This is a genomic window from Gilliamella sp. W8145 (assembly GCF_016101145.1).
Classification (GTDB): Bacteria; Pseudomonadota; Gammaproteobacteria; order Enterobacterales; family Orbaceae; genus Gilliamella; species Gilliamella apis_A.
On the sequence record NZ_JACFRC010000005.1, the window covers coordinates 68,479 to 86,335 of the forward strand.

Annotated in this window: 15 protein-coding genes; 13 read left to right on the top strand and 2 right to left on the bottom strand. The window is 34.1% G+C overall.

The window, feature by feature from the left end:
- Complete coding sequence (pgi, locus tag H3T80_RS11345; RefSeq protein WP_198201756.1) at nucleotides 1–1,650, bottom strand: glucose-6-phosphate isomerase; 1,650 nt, start codon at nucleotides 1,648–1,650, stop codon at nucleotides 1–3.
- A gap of 256 nt (nucleotides 1,651–1,906) precedes the next feature.
- On the opposite strand from pgi, the gene H3T80_RS11350 reads away from it, so the two are divergent.
- Nucleotides 1,907–2,656, top strand: a complete 750-nt coding sequence (locus tag H3T80_RS11350; RefSeq protein ID WP_198201757.1) for an IclR family transcriptional regulator — start codon at nucleotides 1,907–1,909, stop codon at nucleotides 2,654–2,656.
- A 55-nt stretch (nucleotides 2,657–2,711) separates the two neighbouring features.
- Here H3T80_RS11350 and H3T80_RS11355 read toward each other — a convergent pair whose 3' ends face one another.
- Complete coding sequence (locus H3T80_RS11355) at nucleotides 2,712–3,854, bottom strand: iron-containing alcohol dehydrogenase (protein WP_198201758.1); 1,143 nt, start codon at nucleotides 3,852–3,854, stop codon at nucleotides 2,712–2,714.
- 219 nt (nucleotides 3,855–4,073) lie between these two features.
- Between H3T80_RS11355 and H3T80_RS11360 the strand changes: the two genes are divergently transcribed.
- From H3T80_RS11360 to yfaU, 12 genes are all read left to right on the top strand, one after another.
- Nucleotides 4,074–4,979: a dihydrodipicolinate synthase family protein gene (locus H3T80_RS11360; protein ID WP_198201759.1), complete on the top strand. Its 906-nt coding sequence runs from the start codon at nucleotides 4,074–4,076 to the stop codon at nucleotides 4,977–4,979.
- Between the two features lie 33 nt (nucleotides 4,980–5,012).
- Nucleotides 5,013–6,533: a UxaA family hydrolase gene (locus tag H3T80_RS11365; RefSeq protein WP_198201760.1), complete on the top strand. Its 1,521-nt coding sequence runs from the start codon at nucleotides 5,013–5,015 to the stop codon at nucleotides 6,531–6,533.
- Between the two features lie 44 nt (nucleotides 6,534–6,577).
- Nucleotides 6,578–7,876 (top strand): lactate racemase domain-containing protein, encoded by a 1,299-nt coding sequence (locus tag H3T80_RS11370; protein ID WP_198201761.1) that lies wholly within the window; start codon nucleotides 6,578–6,580, stop codon nucleotides 7,874–7,876.
- A gap of 75 nt (nucleotides 7,877–7,951) precedes the next feature.
- A complete protein-coding gene (locus H3T80_RS11375) occupies nucleotides 7,952–9,229 on the top strand; it encodes an MFS transporter (protein ID WP_198201762.1) in 1,278 nt (425 codons plus the stop codon).
- 124 nt (nucleotides 9,230–9,353) lie between these two features.
- A complete protein-coding gene (locus H3T80_RS11380) occupies nucleotides 9,354–10,655 on the top strand; it encodes a LarC family nickel insertion protein (RefSeq protein ID WP_198201763.1) in 1,302 nt (433 codons plus the stop codon).
- Nucleotides 10,652–11,473, top strand: coding sequence for a hypothetical protein (locus H3T80_RS11385; protein ID WP_198201764.1), 822 nt, complete (start codon nucleotides 10,652–10,654; stop codon nucleotides 11,471–11,473). Before H3T80_RS11380 ends, H3T80_RS11385 begins: the two co-directional genes overlap by 4 nt.
- Before the next feature lie 24 nt (nucleotides 11,474–11,497).
- Complete coding sequence (gene larB / locus H3T80_RS11390; protein WP_198201765.1) at nucleotides 11,498–12,175, top strand: nickel pincer cofactor biosynthesis protein LarB; 678 nt, start codon at nucleotides 11,498–11,500, stop codon at nucleotides 12,173–12,175.
- A 16-nt stretch (nucleotides 12,176–12,191) separates the two neighbouring features.
- Nucleotides 12,192–12,968 (top strand): class I SAM-dependent methyltransferase, encoded by a 777-nt coding sequence (locus tag H3T80_RS11395; protein WP_198201766.1) that lies wholly within the window; start codon nucleotides 12,192–12,194, stop codon nucleotides 12,966–12,968.
- A gap of 614 nt (nucleotides 12,969–13,582) precedes the next feature.
- Complete coding sequence (locus tag H3T80_RS11400; protein WP_110448589.1) at nucleotides 13,583–14,341, top strand: IclR family transcriptional regulator; 759 nt, start codon at nucleotides 13,583–13,585, stop codon at nucleotides 14,339–14,341.
- 28 nt (nucleotides 14,342–14,369) lie between these two features.
- Nucleotides 14,370–15,575: an L-rhamnonate dehydratase gene (gene rhmD, locus H3T80_RS11405; protein ID WP_086362754.1), complete on the top strand. Its 1,206-nt coding sequence runs from the start codon at nucleotides 14,370–14,372 to the stop codon at nucleotides 15,573–15,575.
- A gap of 144 nt (nucleotides 15,576–15,719) precedes the next feature.
- A complete protein-coding gene (locus H3T80_RS11410; RefSeq protein WP_198201767.1) occupies nucleotides 15,720–16,985 on the top strand; it encodes an MFS transporter in 1,266 nt (421 codons plus the stop codon).
- A gap of 55 nt (nucleotides 16,986–17,040) precedes the next feature.
- Complete coding sequence (gene yfaU, locus H3T80_RS11415) at nucleotides 17,041–17,847, top strand: 2-keto-3-deoxy-L-rhamnonate aldolase (RefSeq protein ID WP_198201768.1); 807 nt, start codon at nucleotides 17,041–17,043, stop codon at nucleotides 17,845–17,847.
- The last annotated feature ends 10 nt before the right edge of the window (nucleotides 17,848–17,857 follow it).

Here is a 17,857-nt window from a genome sequence, read left to right on the forward strand (position 1 = left end):
CTAACGCCATTTCTTGTATTGATTGATTAAGTTGTTAGTTGAATCATCATGAGAACTCACAGGTTTATCATCGGCTAATTCAGGTAAAATACGACCAGCTAGCTGTTTACCGAGTTCAACACCCCATTGATCAAAACTAAAGATATTAAGAATAACACCTTGTGTGAAGATTTTGTGTTCATACATAGCAACTAATGCACCTAATGCATAAGGTGTGATTTTTTTGACTAAAATAGAGTTGGTTGGCTTATTACCAGCAAAAACTTTAAAAGGAATAATAGATTTAACTTCATCAAGGCTTTTACCAGCCGCAAGGAATTCTTGTTCTACCTGTTGCTCAGTTTTACCAAAAGCTAAAGCTTCAGTTTGTGCAAAGAAATTTGAAAGTAATTTAGGATGATGATCTCCAACCGGATTATGGCTAATTGCTGGTGCAATAAAATCACAAGGAATCAGTTTAGTACCTTGATGAATCAATTGATAGAAGGCATGTTGGCCATTAGTACCAGGCTCACCCCAAATAATAGGTCCAGTAGTATAAGTCGTTTTATTACCATTACGATCAACGCTTTTACCATTTGATTCCATATTACCTTGTTGGAAATAAGCAGCAAAACGATGCATATATTGATCATAAGGTAAAATTGCTTCAGTTTCTGCGCTACAGAAGTTATTGTACCAAAGACCAATTAACGCAAGTAATGTTGGAATATTTTTCTCAACCGGCGCTGTTTGGAAGTGTTTATCCATTGCATGGCCACCAGCTAAAAACTGTTTAAAATTCTCGTAACCAATAGAAAGAACGATTGATAAACCAATTGCCGACCAAGACGAATAGCGACCACCAACCCAATCCCAAAATTCAAACATATTAGCAGTATCAATACCAAACTTTTCAACTTCTTTAGTATTAGTTGATAATGCAACAAAATGCAGTGCTACTGCTTTATCATCTTTAGCTGCATCAAGTAACCATTGACGGGCAGTTTGAGCATTAGTCATCGTTTCTTGAGTTGTAAAAGTTTTCGACGCAACTAAAAAGAGTGTTGTTTCTGGATTAAGACCTTTTAATGCTTCTACAATATGAGTACCATCAACATTAGATACAAAGTGCATCGTTAAATGGTTTTTATAAGGTCGAAGGGCTTCAGTAATCATGTGAGGTCCTAAATCTGAACCACCAATGCCGATATTAACAACATCGGTGATAGTCTTGCCGGTATAACCTTTCCATTCACCACTAATCACTTTTTTACTAAAGGACTCCATCTTAGCAAGCACTGCATTGACATCATCCATAACATTTTTGCCATCAACATAAATTGGAGTATTAGATACATTACGAAGTGCAACGTGTAACACGGCTCGATCTTCTGTGCGATTAATTTTTTCACCACTATACATCGCTTTAATTGCGCCACCTAAATCACACTCATCCACAAGCTGATAAAGAATTTCTAATGTTTCTTGCGTTAAACGGTTTTTTGAAAGATCAACCAAAAACTCATCCTCAAACGGAATACTCAGTTTTTCGACGCGCTTGGGCTCGTCTTTTAATATTTCGGCTATAGTTTTATTATGATGTTTTTGATAACTAGCTTGAAGGGATTTCCAAGAAGATGTAGAGGTTGGATCTATTGATTTTAACATAACTCATTCCTTAAATAATATAGCATTGCTACTCATAATATAACTATGCCTAACATGATGCAAGATAAGGATTTATCGATTTAAATACACTAAACAGGAAAATAATAAAAGTTATTTTCTTTTCCTTATCAAGTAACTTGAATATAATGTTAAAGATAAGACACTTAATACACTAAACCGTTCAAAAAATGTTTTTCTAAACAATTAGTATCAATAAAATAAATATATTTCTTACATTATTATATTAGGATATTTCATGCCAAATATTCAGACACTTGTACCAGCATTAGATAAAATTGTCCGTATTTGTGATTATTTAGATAATCACCGAGGGGCTACTTTTAGTCAAATATTTCAGGATCTCAATTTACCTAAAAGCAGTACATCAACACTATTAAATGCCTTAGTTATGCATGGTATTTTGCGACAAGATCAAAATAAGTATTATCTTGGGTTAAAATTACATGAATGGGGAGATAAATCCTTAGAACAGTTTGATATCACTAAAATAGCCGAACCGTTAATGATTAAACTGCGAGATAAAACCAACTTGACCTGCCATTTAGGTGTTCTTGACGGTCTTTATTCTGTTTACATTGCTAAAATTGAAAATGATCAGGCTATTGGTATTCGTACTTGGATTGGTAAAAAATTGCCTTTACATAGCTCTGGTATTGGTAAAGCATTAATAGCTTGGTTACCAGACGAAAAAATTGATCAACTTATTCCCGAAGATAAATTAATCAAATATACCGACACAACAATAACCAGCAAGAAACAGTTAAAAAAAGAGCTTGCAAAAATTAGGTCTCAAGGTTGGGCTTATGATAATCAGGAAGATGTTCAAGGTGTTCATTGTATCGCTGCACCAATCTTCAATAAAAATAACGAACCCATCGCCGCTATTAGTATTTCGGGAGTTCTTTTTCAACTACCTGTGGATAAAATCGATAAATATTCACAATTAGTACGTGATGCATGCCAACAATTGACGGATAAGTTTTAATAATATTGAATCATTATGATTCAATATTATTTTAACTCATTAGATAAATTAGCTGTTAAGCTATTTTCTTAAATAACTCAATCAGTTTTTGTTTATCAAAAAATACTGGATTTGCTCCGGCACAAGCATCTTTCATCGAATTTTCAGCCAATAATTCAAAATCTGGATTATCAACACCAATTTCTTTTAAAGATTTAGGAATACCTACCTCTTGTGCCAAATCTTTAATTCGTTTTATCACATAATCAACACACTCTTGATCCGTTTTATTTTTAGTATCTAATCCGATTGTTTCTGCGATAACTCTAAATTTTTCTGGCGCATGTTTAGCATTTTCTTCTTCAACTACCGATAATAACATTGCATTACATACCCCATGAGGTAAATCATAAAGACCACCTAGTTGATGAGCCATAGCATGAACATTACCCAGACCAGCATTACTAAAGGCAATCCCATTTAAAAAACAGGCATAACTCATCTGTTCTCTTGCTTCGATATCATTACCATTTTTAACCGCTCGAGCTAAATATTTAAAGGTTTGACCAATCGCATATAATGCGGTTGAATCAGTAACATCCATCGCGCCTTTAGCCACTACAGCTTCAATAGCATGAGTTAATGCATCCATACCTGTTGCCGCAGTTAAATTGGCTGGTTTTGAGATCATTAAATCAGGATCACTAACCGTTATTGACGCCAATGTATTCGGATCAACCATAATCATTTTTACATGTCTACTTTCATCGGTAATAACATAGTTGATCGTCACCTCAGCAGAGGTACCGGCTGTTGTTGCTATTGCCACAATTGGTAAGCATTTATGTTTACTTTTATGCATCCCTTCATAGTCAGTAATTTTACCGCCATTTGTCGCTAACACAGCAACTGCTTTACCACAGTCCTGAGGTGATCCACCACCAATAGAGACAATAAAATCACAGTTAGATTCTTGACATAATTTTAGTGCATTTTCAACATTAGCAACGGTTGGATTCGGTTTTACATCGTAAAAAATAACCGATTCAATGCCCTCTTTTGCTAAGATATCTACTACTCTATCTACAGTACCATTGCCCACTAAAAACTTATCACTAACAACAAATGCTTTCTGACAATTAAGTTTTTTAACTGGTACACCTAATTCAGATAAGCATCCTTTACCTAATAAATTAACCGGCGGAATGTAATAAATCATATTTACCTCTTAATTAATAATATTCAAAAATTCCCACGAAAAGAACTATATTTCATTATACGGAAAAATTTAATTACCCAAAAAATTATTTTCGACAATGAGAGGATGATCACAAAATTAATTTTCTTTTGAATTAATACATTGCAATTCTAAATTTTTTTACCAATAATTTGTTCATGTGTAAGAAACAATGTTCTACATTATGAACAAGGAGCAAAAATGAATTTAGAAAAATTTAAAGGTATATTCCCTCCAGTCCCTACTATCGTTAATAAAAAAGGGGAACTAGATAAAAAAGGAATGGGCAAATTATTAGATCATCTAATCGATAACGAAGCTGATGGTGTTTTAATTCTAGGTAGTGGTGGTGAGTTCTGCCATATGCCGCCTAAGTTGCGATATGAAGTTGCTGAATTCGCAGTAAATTATATCAATAAACGTATTCCAGTTATGCTTGGCATATCAAGCCCAAGCACTGCTGAGACGATTCAATATGGCAAACATGCAGCCCAAATTGGTGCTGATGCAGTTTTAGTTGTTAATCCTTATTATGCTTTATTAAATAGTGATGCGATTTATAACCATTATAAAACTGTTGCTGAAAATATCGATATCCCTGTACTACTTTACAATTTTCCGGCATTAACCGGTCAAGATATAGGTATTGATGTTATTACAAGACTGGCAAAGGATTTGCCAAATATTATTGGTTTGAAAGATACTATTGATAATATCAGCCATACCCGAGAAGTCATCAACAGAGTTCACGCCTTCCGTCCAGATTTTATCATTTTCAGTGGCTTTGATGAATATATGTTAGACACCCTTATTCTTGGCGGCCACGGTGGTATTCCTGCAACCTTTAATTTTGCACCAAAAATTACTAAAGGAATTTATAAAGCTTTCGTTGAAAAAGATTATGAAAAAGCATTCAAATTACAACGTCAACTTGCAAAATTAATGCCAGTCTATGCCATTGAATCACCTTTCTTTGGCGTAATCAAACAAGCAATAAAACTTTCTGGCGTCGATATTTCGACGGAAGTTTTAGCTCCAGTAATGCCATTAACCTCCGATAAAAAGAAAGTTCTAGAAAAATTATTATCCGATTCAAAGATTTTATAAAAATTTATTACTAATTAGTTTTAGGAGCAAATTATGAGCGAAGTATCTAAAGTAATCATACTTCATCCCAATGACGATGTTGCCATAGCTCGTTTTCCAGTATCCAAAGGGTACATGATTCAAGAAACAAATGTTTCTGTACTTTCCGATATAAAAGAAGGACATAAAATAGCACTTCACAATATCGAAAAAGATAAACCAATTAAACGCTATAATCAAATTATAGGTTATGCAATTTGTGATATTCAAGCTGGAGAACATATCCATTTACATAATTTAAAAATGGGTGATTATGGACACGAATATGACTTTTGTGCAGATAAACAAGAAACGCCAATGGCTAGTGAAAAAAGGACTTTCATGGGCTATAAGCGTAAAAACGGCCAAATAGCAACCCGTAACTATATTGGCATACTAACATCCGTCAACTGTAGTGCAACAGTTGCACGTCGCCTTGAAGATCACTTTAAAGCTAAAGGATTAGCTGATTATCCCAATATAGATGGAATCGTAGCCCTACCTCAAAGTTTTGGTTGTGCCATGGATATGAAAGGTGATTTGATGAAGATGATGCAACGCACAATGAGTGGTTATGCAAATCATCCTAACTTTGCCGGTATTCTAATAATTGGACTTGGTTGTGAATCAAATCAAATCAAAGATCTTATTCAAGTAAAAGGATTAAATGAAGGTCCTATGCTACAACATATGACTATTCAAGAAACTGGTGGATCACAAAAAACTTTCGATAAAGGTGTAACTATTATTGAAAGCATGTTAAATGAAGCAAATCAATACACCAGAGAAGAAGTGCCTGCATCAGAATTAGTTTTGGCACTTGAATGTGGTGGTTCTGATAGTTATTCAGGCATTTCTGCTAATCCTGCACTTGGCGTAGCTGTCGATTTACTCGTACAACAAGGAGGTACAGCAATACTCGCCGAAACCCCTGAAATTTATGGTGCTGAATATATCCTTACTCGCCGAGCAACTTCCAAAGAAGTGGGCGAAAAACTAATTAATCGAATCTTATGGTGGGAGGATTATGCCAAAAGATGTCACGCAGAATTAAATAATAATCCATCTGCAGGCAATAAAGAAGGTGGATTAACGACCATTCTTGAAAAATCACTTGGCGCGATTTGTAAAGCAGGAAGTACTAATCTGATTGATGTATATGAATATGCAGAACCAGTAACCGCAAAAGGCTTGGTATTTATGGATACCCCTGGATATGACGCATTTGCATGCACGGGCCAAATTGCTGGTGGAGCCAACATTATGTGTTTTACAACAGGAAGAGGATCTGCATATGGTTCAAAACCAACACCATGCATAAAGATCGCATCCAACAACTTTCTATGGCGTCGCCAAGAAGAAGATATGGATATTAATTGTGGTGATGTAGCTGATGGACAAGAAACATTAGAGCAAGCAGGTAAGCGAATATTTGAAACAATCTTAGCTGTTGCTTCTGGTGAAAAGACTAAAAGTGAAAAATTTGGATACGGCTCACTTGAATTCGTCCCATGGCAGCCCGGTGCAATTATGTAATATTTCTTTTAAATCTTAATGATATTACAAATAAGGAGAAAACTATGTCATTTGTTGATGAATTACTTAATGATGTAAAAATACCTAGGATGGTAAGGGTTAAGCAACACTTTGAGTCACCCGAAGAAATTCAAGATATTGATGCCAAAGTTCACGCTGAATTTTCGAAGCCAGAAATCAAAAATTTAATAAAAAAAGACATGTTCATTGCAGTTGGTCTCGGTAGTAGAGGTATAGCTAAAATACACTTAATTGCAAGAGCGGTTATTAATGAGTTAAAAGCTCTAGGCGCTAAACCTTATGGTGTTCCAGCTATGGGGAGTCATGGAGGAGCTACTGCGGAAGGACAAATTCATGTACTTGAAAAATTAGGTATGACAGAGGAATTTTTAGGATGTGAAATTCGCTCTTCAATGGAAACAATAAAAGTAGGACAGTTACCTAATGGGCTTGAAGTATTAATGGATAAAAATGCCATGCAAGCTGATGGTATTATTTGTATTAATCGTATAAAAGCACATAACGCATTTACTGCACCAATTGAAAGTGGAATTATAAAAATGCTTTCAATTGGTTTTGCTAAACAAAAAGGCGCTGATTCTTGCCATACTTATGGATTTGGTTGTATGGCAAATAATATTGTCGAGATGGCAAAAGTTAAAATTGCCAATACACCTTTCTTATTCGGAATCGGAACAATCGAAAACGCCTATGATCAAGTTGTTGATATCGAAGCTATTCCTGCCAATAAACTTGAAGAGCGCGAAAAAATATTGTTATCAAAATCGAAAAGCTATTTCCCAAAAGTGATGTTTGATAATGTCGATGTTTGTATTGTTGATCTAATGGGAAAAATTTATTCTGGTGGAGGTATGGATTGTCATGTAACAGGCCGAGCTTGTACACCATTTATGCAACCTATTGCCACAATCCGTCCTGATCGTATAGTTGTTTTAGATCTACATGAAAAAAGTGGTGGAAATGCTACCGGAATGGGATTTGCGGATTTTTCAACTCAACGTTTGTTAGATAAAGTAGATTTTCCTGAGACTTATCCAAATGTACTAACCTCTCGATTAAGCCAAGATGGCTATGTACCAGTAATATTAGCTAATGATAAACAAGCCATGCAAGCAGCTATTAAGACATGCATTATTTTAGATGGACGAAAAGAAGCACGCATTATCAGAATAGCTAATACATTACATATTGATGAGTTTTATATTTCAGAAAATATGCTTGAAGATGCAAAGTCAAATCCACAAATCGAGATTCTAACTAAACCTGAATACATATCTTTTGATGACAATAACAATGTAACTGATATAGGTATTGGCATGTAAATATGTGATTAATAATAGCTAAGAATTATTAAAAATTTAAATTATAGTCTTCAATTGAAGGCTAGGGAGTTCTCTATGAGTAATATTAACTTATTATCGGTAATAAAAAAAACAAAAATTCGATTAATTCCATTTATGTTAATACTTTATGTTTTAGCATTTTTAGACCGTTCAAATATTGGTTTTGCCAAAGAAAGTTACCAAATTGACATTGGATTAAGTAATGAAGCTTATGCACTAGGAGCAGGATTATTTTTTGTAGTATATGCATTTTTAGGTGCACCAGCAAACTTATGTCTAAAGAAATTTGGTGCCAGAAATTGGATTGGTGTAACTACATTGGCTTGGGGTGTTTTATCAGCAGGAATGGGATTTGCTGATTCAGAAGTTAAATTCTTAACAATCAGGATATTACTTGGTATTACTGAAGCTGGGTTCTTTCCAGGTATGATCTATTTAACATCACAATGGTTCCCTCAAGCAAATCGTGCCGCCGTGATGGGCTTATTTTATATGGGGGCGCCATTAGCTATGGCATTCGGTTCACCGCTTTCTGGCGCTCTTTTAGAACTTCATGGATTTTTAAACCATCCGGGATGGTTTTGGATGTTTATAATTGAAGGTGCACTTGCAATTATTGCAGGTATTTGGACATTCTTCTATTTAGACAATACCCCTGAAACAGCAAGATTCTTATCTGCCGAAGAAAAACAACTACTGGCAAATCAAATGCAATCAGAAGAAAACAACAAAAAAGCTGCTTCAGCTAAGCTTATGGATGCATTAAAAAATCCAAGAATATGGCACTTTGCTATTATTTATGGTTGTATTCAATGTGGTGTATATGGTCTTATCTTCTTTTTACCAAGTCAAGTTGCTAGCATCATGGGAAGCAAAGTTAACTTCATGACATCTTTAGTTACAACATTACCATGGTTATGCGCATTATTAGGTACATTTTTTATACCTAGATATTCAGATAAAGTTCAAGAAAGACGTAATACCTGTGCAACAACATTATTAGTCGGTGGACTAGCATTGGGATTATCGGCTTATGTTGGAGCTGTACCTGCCATTATTGCGCTATGTATCGCGGGTACAGCTTATTTTGCCTGCCAACCTATTTTCTGGATTATGCCTTCATCAATTCTAACTGGTAATGCGTTAGCTGCTGGTATTGGTTTTGTCAATATGTTTGGTGCATTGTTTAGTTTTGGCGCCCCTATTTTAAGACAACATTCTGAAAATATCATCGGTACTCCTGCTGCCGGTTTATTATCAATTGGTATTGTGGTGGTAATTGGTTCTATTCTTATTTTTATTCTGCCCAAAAATGTAGGTACAAATAATTAGGTTATAAAAAAATAACCAAATAAATTAAGTAAGATACAAATTAAATAACTAATCTAAATAATACAATGTATTTAGAATCAATTTTAAGTACATTGTATTTTGGAAAACTTTAAAGGTTTAAATAATGCATATTCATCTGGACATAGTTGGAGGGATAGCAGGAGATATGTTCTGCTCAGCAATACTAGATGCATTTCCTGAACTAGAATCCCCATTACGGATCTTTTTATCTCGTTTAGCTATATTTAACACATATCAATTTGAAATCAAAACAACACGGCAAAAAGAGATTCTAGGTAAACAATTTGTTGTTTTAAAAAATAATCAATCAATTGATGATACTCAACATCTGACATTAAAACCATTAAAAGCGCAATCTCACTTTATCACTCAAAACACTCAAACAACTAATCATGAACACTATACATGGAAAGACATCTTAGAAAAATTAAATCAAATTAAAGCAAATGATAAAATTTACCAATGTGCAAAAGAAATTTATATGATTCTTGCTCAAGCAGAAAGCGAGATACATGGCATTGATTTACAAAATATAGCTCTACATGAAGTAGGTGCCGACGATGCCATAATCGATATAATCACAGCTGCATTTCTAATCACCAATAGCAATGTATCAAGTTGGTCTTGTTCCGCTCTACCATGGGGACAAGGTTCGATAAAATGTGCACATGGAACCTTACCCGTTCCTGCGCCAGCTACATTAAAAATACTAACAAATTTTCAATGGATTCATGATGATGAAATTGGTGAGCGCATCACCCCAACAGGTGCGGCTATTCTTACTTGGTTAATGAAGCACAATTCAAGCTTCTTAAATGGTTCATTTGTTAAAAGTGGTTATGGTTGCGGACAGCGAACTTTTAAACAAAAACCAAATATTTTAAGAGCCAATGTTTTTACAACACAATCACAAGCTAATTTAGAACAAGATAGTATTTTTATTATTCAATGTGATATTGATGATATGACATCTGAAAGCCTTGCAATAGCAGAAGATAAATTAAGGATATTATCTGGCGTAATTGATTTAGTTAGCCTACAAATAAAAGGCAAAAAAGGACGTTGGATGAACCGAATAGAGATATTATGTTTATCTAAACAATTAACCGATATCTGCCACCAATTATTTATAGAAACCAGTACATTAGGCGTTAGATATTGGCCTGTTAATCGTTTCAAACTTTCAAGAAAGCAGATCACGTTAAATGTAGACCAACAACAATGGCCAGTGAAAATCGCTACTCGCCCTAATCATAATTACACGGCGAAATTAGAATCTGACAAATTAAAATTAATAAATCAATCATATGCTGAATGCCAAATAATTAAATATAAAATTGAGCAAACAGCCTTAAAAAACCTTAGTCAAAAATTTAATGATCATGAAAAGGATATCAAATCATGACAACTTTAGATATTGAATCAACCATTTTATCACTAACAAAATGGTTCCAAACAATCACAACATGCACAATTGCGACAAGTGGTGGCATTGATAGTATGTTACTTGCTTATATAGCCAATAAAACTATAGGAAAAGAAGCTCTAATTGCTCATTCAACATCGGTTTCTGTTCCTATTTTAGATGCTAATCGTATCCGAGAATATGCCAACAAATATTGTTGGCATATAGAATTTATTGATGCTGGAGAGTTAAATAATGAATCTTATAGAAATAACCCCGTCAATCGCTGTTATTACTGTAAAAGCTGTCTATTTGAAAAATTGAAAAAACTAAACCATGGCGTTTTGATAACTGGAACAAATCTAGATGATTTAGGTGATTATCGACCAGGACTAATAGCAGCAAAAGAACAAAATGTAAGACAACCCTATGTTGAACTAAACATTGATAAAGCAATGATAAGGGAAATAGCTAATTATTTTCAACTTGATGATTTAAAGGATATTCCTGCATCACCTTGTTTATCAAGTCGTATTGAAACAGGTGTTAAAATTAACGCTAATTATCTACAAACAATTGATAAAATTGAAAATATCATTCGTTTAGAATTAAAAGCATCTTTGGTTAGATTTCGGATACGTAATGATAAAGTAGTACTTGAATTGGAATCTCATATTGTTGAACAATTAACAAATTATCAAAGAGATCTTATTATCAATAAAATAAAAATTATCATTACTCCGCTAGCCATTCCACATGATATCGAAATATCAACTTATGAAAAAGGAAGTGCGTTTATTGGTGTTAAAAACAGTTGATTATATTTCAAAGGAGCAATAAAAATGAAATCCACTGATATTATTATGGATTTTGAACGAAGCCAAAGATGCGGTATTTCAGAAGCTGTGTTTAGCCAATATAAAACAGTTACACAACTTGAAAAGATCTTATCTATTGCTGAACAAAACCAAACATCACTACTATTCACTTGTTTATCTTATGAAAAATATAATAATTTAAATAACTATTGGCAAAAACAAATCAAGTATCATGAAATTAGTCAATGTGCTATATTTGCTAAACAAGAATCAGTATATGAAAAAGAACAAACTCATATAGCTATTGTCTCTGCTGGTTCGTCTGATGCTTCAGTGTGTGAAGAAACACTAATTACATTAAATTACCATGACATAAAAGCAGATTTATATCAGGATATTGGTGTTGCAGGATTATGGCGTCTACAACAACAACTTTCTAACTTACAAAAATACAGCATTATTATTGCTATTGCAGGTATGGAAGCGGCATTACCTACTGTTTTAGCTGGCCTTATTGATACTCCTATTATTGCTGTGCCGACATCCGTAGGATATGGTGTAGCTAGTGGAGGACATGTTGCTCTCAATGCTTGCTTATCAAGTTGCGCAGGAGGAATTATGACAATGAATATTGATAATGGCTATGGTGCTGCCTGTGCTGCAATAAAAATTTATAAAAAAATAATTAAAAATTCAAAATAAAAAGCGAGAAGATTAAGTGATATTAGCGAATAATATTGATGATAATATTTTAAGGGATCTTATCATTTATTGGGCAAACCGAGCAAAAGAGTACAGTCAAACCAATCAAGATGAACTAGCAACTGAAAAAAGAATTATCTGGCAAAAGTTAATTCTGCATCATGCTCCACAAAAAGAAAAACTACGTGTATTAGATATAGGCGCTGGGCCCGGCTTTTTAGCTATCACGTTAGCTTTAGCCGGACATGAGGTAACTGCTGTAGATGCTACTGAAGAAATGATAAATCAAGCAAAAAACAATGCAATACAATACCAAGTAAAGGTTAATTTTGTTTTATCAGATGTTCATTGCTTACCATTCGAAAACAGTAGTTTTGATTTAATTATATTGCGTAATGTTACGTGGAATTTGAGTAATCCAATTTTAGCATATCAAGAATGGTTTAGAGTGTTAAGTGCTAAAGGTAAATTACTTAATTTTGATGCCAACTGGTATCTATTTCTTTTTAATAAAGATCTTTATTCACAATATATGCAGGATAGACAAAATACCATGAATTATGGCATTGAAGATCATTATCGACAAACCAATACGCAAGAAATGGAACGAATCGCCAAATTACTACCATTGAGTAAAGAAATTAGACCTGAATGGGATAAGAAGATTTTACAATCAATTGGTTATAAAAATATTCATATTGAAAACGACATATCAAAGATAGTCTGGGATGAAATTGAACAAATTAACTATCATTCAACGCCAATGTTCTTAATAGCAGCAGAAAAACAATAAAAACATATTTCGCATAGAAATATAATTACTTAGGTTCGAGTTACTGAATTTGATTTGTAAAAATAATTGAGGATTCTATACCATGTTATTAAGTTTTAAGTATGAGTAAACTACTCATAAAAACGTGCAAAAATGAGTAAAGATATAATAACATTAACCTTTAACCAGTGTTTTTGCCAATAGTATGGTATGTATTAATCTTTATCAATCAATATTCTTATTGGTTAATTATTTTTTCAGATAATTATTATCTTTGCTTGATTGATAAAGTTTATTTGTAAAAATAATTGAGGAGTCTATACCACCTAACTAATATTTTCATGTTATCTTATTTATACTACTAAATCGTTTCTAATTTAAAACCACACTATTTCATCATTTCAATTTAAATCACAACATTCAAATTTAAGACATCTTATAAATTAGACTATTTTAAATTCCTTTATATTGGAACAACCCCAAAAATTCCAATATAAAGGAATAACCGATTGTAAATTATAAATTTTTTATGATCAAGTTCACAATAATACGATTAAATAGTTGTACCAATATTTGATAAAAGTACAATCTACTTCATCCAATATACAGGATAAAAGTACAATATATAGGAATGTATGTCTAAAGTACCCGCTTTACAAAGAACAATCAAAATACTTAACTTTATCTCATCTAAAGGTAGATGCAGTGCCGCAGAAATAATCAATGGCCTACAAATACCTAAAAGTTCTGCTTATCTTTTACTAGAAGAACTAAAGTCATATCAATTTATTAAACAAGATCAGAATGGTGATTATTTTTTATGGATCAAATTAGTCGAGTTAGGTGAGCTTGCTTCAAATTGTTTTGATATTAGAGAAATAGCCAAAAAACATCTTGCCAGATTAACCAATAATACTGGGCTGTTAACTCATTTAGGAATTTTAGATAACAAAACCGCTTATTATATTTTGAAATGTGAATCACACAGCACAATCAGTGTTCGTTCTTATGTAGGAAAACAAGTATCGCTTTATCGTTCTGGCGTCGGCAAATGCTTATTAGCCTTCCAACCTAGCGAAAAAATATCTGAAATCGTTAACCAACTTTCTTTCGAACAAAAAACTGCAAATACAATTATGTCCATTAGTTCATTACATACTGAATTGGCCAAGATTCGTCAACAAGGTTGTAGTTTTGATAATGAAGAAGATTATATCAATATAAGATGCATAGCGGCACCTATATTTAACGCACAAAATAATATTGCTGCGGCAATATCGGCTGTAGGAACAACATTTCAAATAACCGACCATGTATTACCGGAAATTACGATTAAAATCAAGGAATGTGCAAAAGATATCTCAAAAGAATTGGGTTGTCTTATGTACGAATAATTTTTGTAACTTTTAAAGGAGAAATTAAATGAAGCTACCAAAAATAAAAGAAGTTAGAGCTTATTTTATGGGAGGAGCAACCGCCGAGAAAGGTAGTGGCGGGGCAGACTATCACGATCAGGGCGGCCACCACTGGATCGACGACCATATCGCCACGCCAATGAGCAAGTATAAAGACTATGAACAATCACGTCAATCTTTTGGTATCAACGTCCTTGGAACACTTATTGTCGAAGTTGAAGCTGATAATGGACAAATTGGATTTGCCGTATCAACAGGCGGAGAAATGGGATGTTTTATTGTTGAAAAACATCTAAATAGATTTATTGAAGGAAAATGTGTTTCTGATATCAAACTAATTCACGACCAAATGATGAATGCAACTATGTATTATTCTGGTTCAGGTGGTTTAGTAATGAACACGATATCATGTGTTGATTTAGCCCTTTGGGATCTATTTGGTAAAGTGACTGATCTACCTGTCTATAAATTATTAGGTGGTGCAGTCCGTGATGAAATTCAATTTTATGCAACTGGTGCTCGACCTGATTTAGCAAAAGAGATGGGCTTTATTGGTGGCAAGATGCCTACACATTGGGGACCACATGATGGAGATCAAGGCATCAAAAAAGATGCGGAAATGGTTGCCGACATGCGCGAAAAGTGTGGACCTGATTTTTGGCTAATGCTTGATTGCTGGATGAGTCAAGACGTAAATTATGCCACAAAGCTTGCTTATGCTTGTGCGCCTTATAACTTAAAATGGATTGAAGAATGTTTACCTCCGCAACAATATGAAGGATACCGAGAGTTAAAACGCAATGCACCGCCAGGAATGATGGTCACATCTGGTGAACATCATGGAACAATTCAGTCATTTAGAACATTATCTGAAACTGGCATTGATATCATGCAACCCGATGTTGGTTGGTGTGGAGGCTTAACCACATTACTTGAAATTGCTGCAATTGCGAAATCAAAAGGACAACTGGTCGTACCTCATGGTTCATCCGTTTATTCTCACCATGCAGTGATTACATTCACAAATACCCCATTTAGTGAGTTTTTAATGACGAGTCCTGATTGTTCAACACTTCGTCCGCAATTTGATCCAATATTGATTGATGAACCCGTTCCTGTAAATGGAAGAATTCATAAATCAGTACTTGATAAACCAGGATTTGGTGTTGAATTAAATCGTGAATGTAAATTAATTCGTCCTTATTCTCATTAATTATATGAGGAAGAATAAGTTTATTTATTGATTTATTGCAGTTTTAAAAGGAACTTAAAACTGCGATTTTAGATTAAATAAAATTATTTTCTTCATATGAACATCATTTATATCTCTGTAATTTTTATGGAGAGGGGGATTTTTATGTCTAATATTCTCGAAAAAGCGGTAAGCAAAACCCGTTTAAGACTTGTTCCATTCATGTTAATACTATACGTATTAGCATTTTTAGACCGTGCAAATATTGGCTTTGCCAAATCAGCATATCAATTAGATACAGGGCTCAGTAATGAAGCATTTGCACTTGGAGCCGGTATTTTCTTCGTAGCTTATGCTTTTTTAGGCGCACCAGCCAATTTATTAATGCGTAAATTTGGTGCTCGTTACTGGATTGGCGGTACAACTTTAGTATGGGGATTATTATCCGCCGCAATGGCTTATGCTGATTCCGAATGGAAATTTTTAACTGTTCGTGTACTGCTTGGTATGGCGGAAGCCGGTTTCTTCCCGGGGATGATCTATTTAACTTCGCAATGGTTCCCACAAAAGCACCGCGCAGGAATAATGGGGTTATTTTATATGGGAGCACCTTTAGCGTTAACATTTGGTTCACCGCTATCTGGTGCTTTATTAGAAATGCATGGCTTTTTAGATCACCCAGGTTGGTACTGGATGTTTATTATTGAAGGTATTCTTGCTGTTATAGCTGGTGTTGTCACTTTTATTTACCTTGATGACAACATCAGTAATGCTAGATTTTTAAATGAAAATGAAAAACAAGCATTACAAGAAAAATTATCATCAGAAGAGAGTGTAAAAACAACATCTAAAATAATCGATGCTATCAGTAATGTCACTGTTTGGCATCTAGCCATTATTTACATGATAATTCAAATTAGTGTTTATGGGCTAATTTTCTTTTTACCAACACAAGTTGCTCAATTAATGGGAACAACGGTTGGTTTTAAAGCCTCACTCGTAGCGGCAATTCCTTGGATTGCTGCATTATTCGGTACTTATTTTATTCCTCGATATTCAGACAAAGTTGGAGAAAGAAGAAATATCGCTGCTATAACATTATTGGTAGCAGGTTTAGGTATTGGAATTTCAGCACTTGCAAGTCCTAGCATTGCAATTATTGCCCTTTGTTTTGCGGCGATTGGTTTTATTGCGGTACAACCTGTTTTTTGGACTATACCAACTAACCTTTTATCTGGAGCTGCCCTAGCAGCAGGCATAGGATTTATTAATATGTTTGGTGCATTTGGTGGTTTTTTAGCACCAATTATTCGTGTAAAAGCAGAAACGCTTTTTAATAACAATATAGCAGGCTTACTAACTTTAGCACTGATAACAATAATCGGCACTATAACTATATTCATGCTAAAACAAACTAACAAAAATAGTTAACAAACAGAGCTTATTGATTTTATCAATAAGCTCCTAATACATTAGGGATAACATAATGAAAAAACTATTGGAAAATAAATTTAAACAAGAAATTACCAAAGGAAATTTACAAATTGGCCTTTGGTTATCTTCAGCGACATCTTATATGGCTGAAATTGCTGCAACCTCAGAATATGATTGGTTACTACTTGATGGTGAACATGCACCAAATACAGCACAAACATTACTCACCCAGCTACAAGCAATCGCTCCATATGCCAGTCATCCTGTCGTGCGCCCTTTAGAAGGTAGTCAAGCTAACATAAAACAGATTTTAGATATTGGTTCTCAGACATTATTAATACCAATGGTTGAAACAGGTGAACAAGCAAAAGCTGTAGTTTCAGCGACACGTTATCCACCCGAAGGAACCCGAGGCGTAGGCGCTAGTGTAGCAAGAGCTGCCCGCTGGGGGAAAATTGAAAAGTATATGCAACAAGTCAACGATTCACTCTGTCTGTTAGTACAAGTTGAAAGTAAAAAAGCACTCGAAAATCTTGATGAAATTGTTATGACCGAAGGAGTAGATGGCGTATTTATTGGCCCTGCAGATTTATCCGCATCCTTAGGTTATCCAGATAATGCTGGGCATCCGGAAGTACAAAAAATAATTGAAAAAACAATTAGAAGAATTAGGCAATTAGGTAAAGCAGCTGGGTTTTTAGCTGTTGATATCGAAATGGCACAAAAATGTATCTCATGGGGAGCAAATTTCGTTGCTGTAGGTGTGGATACAATGCTGTATATGCAGGCTATTGATGAAAGATTAAAACACTTTAAACAGTTAAAAAGCCCCAATAAATTATCTTCAGTTTCATATTAATAAAGAAAGA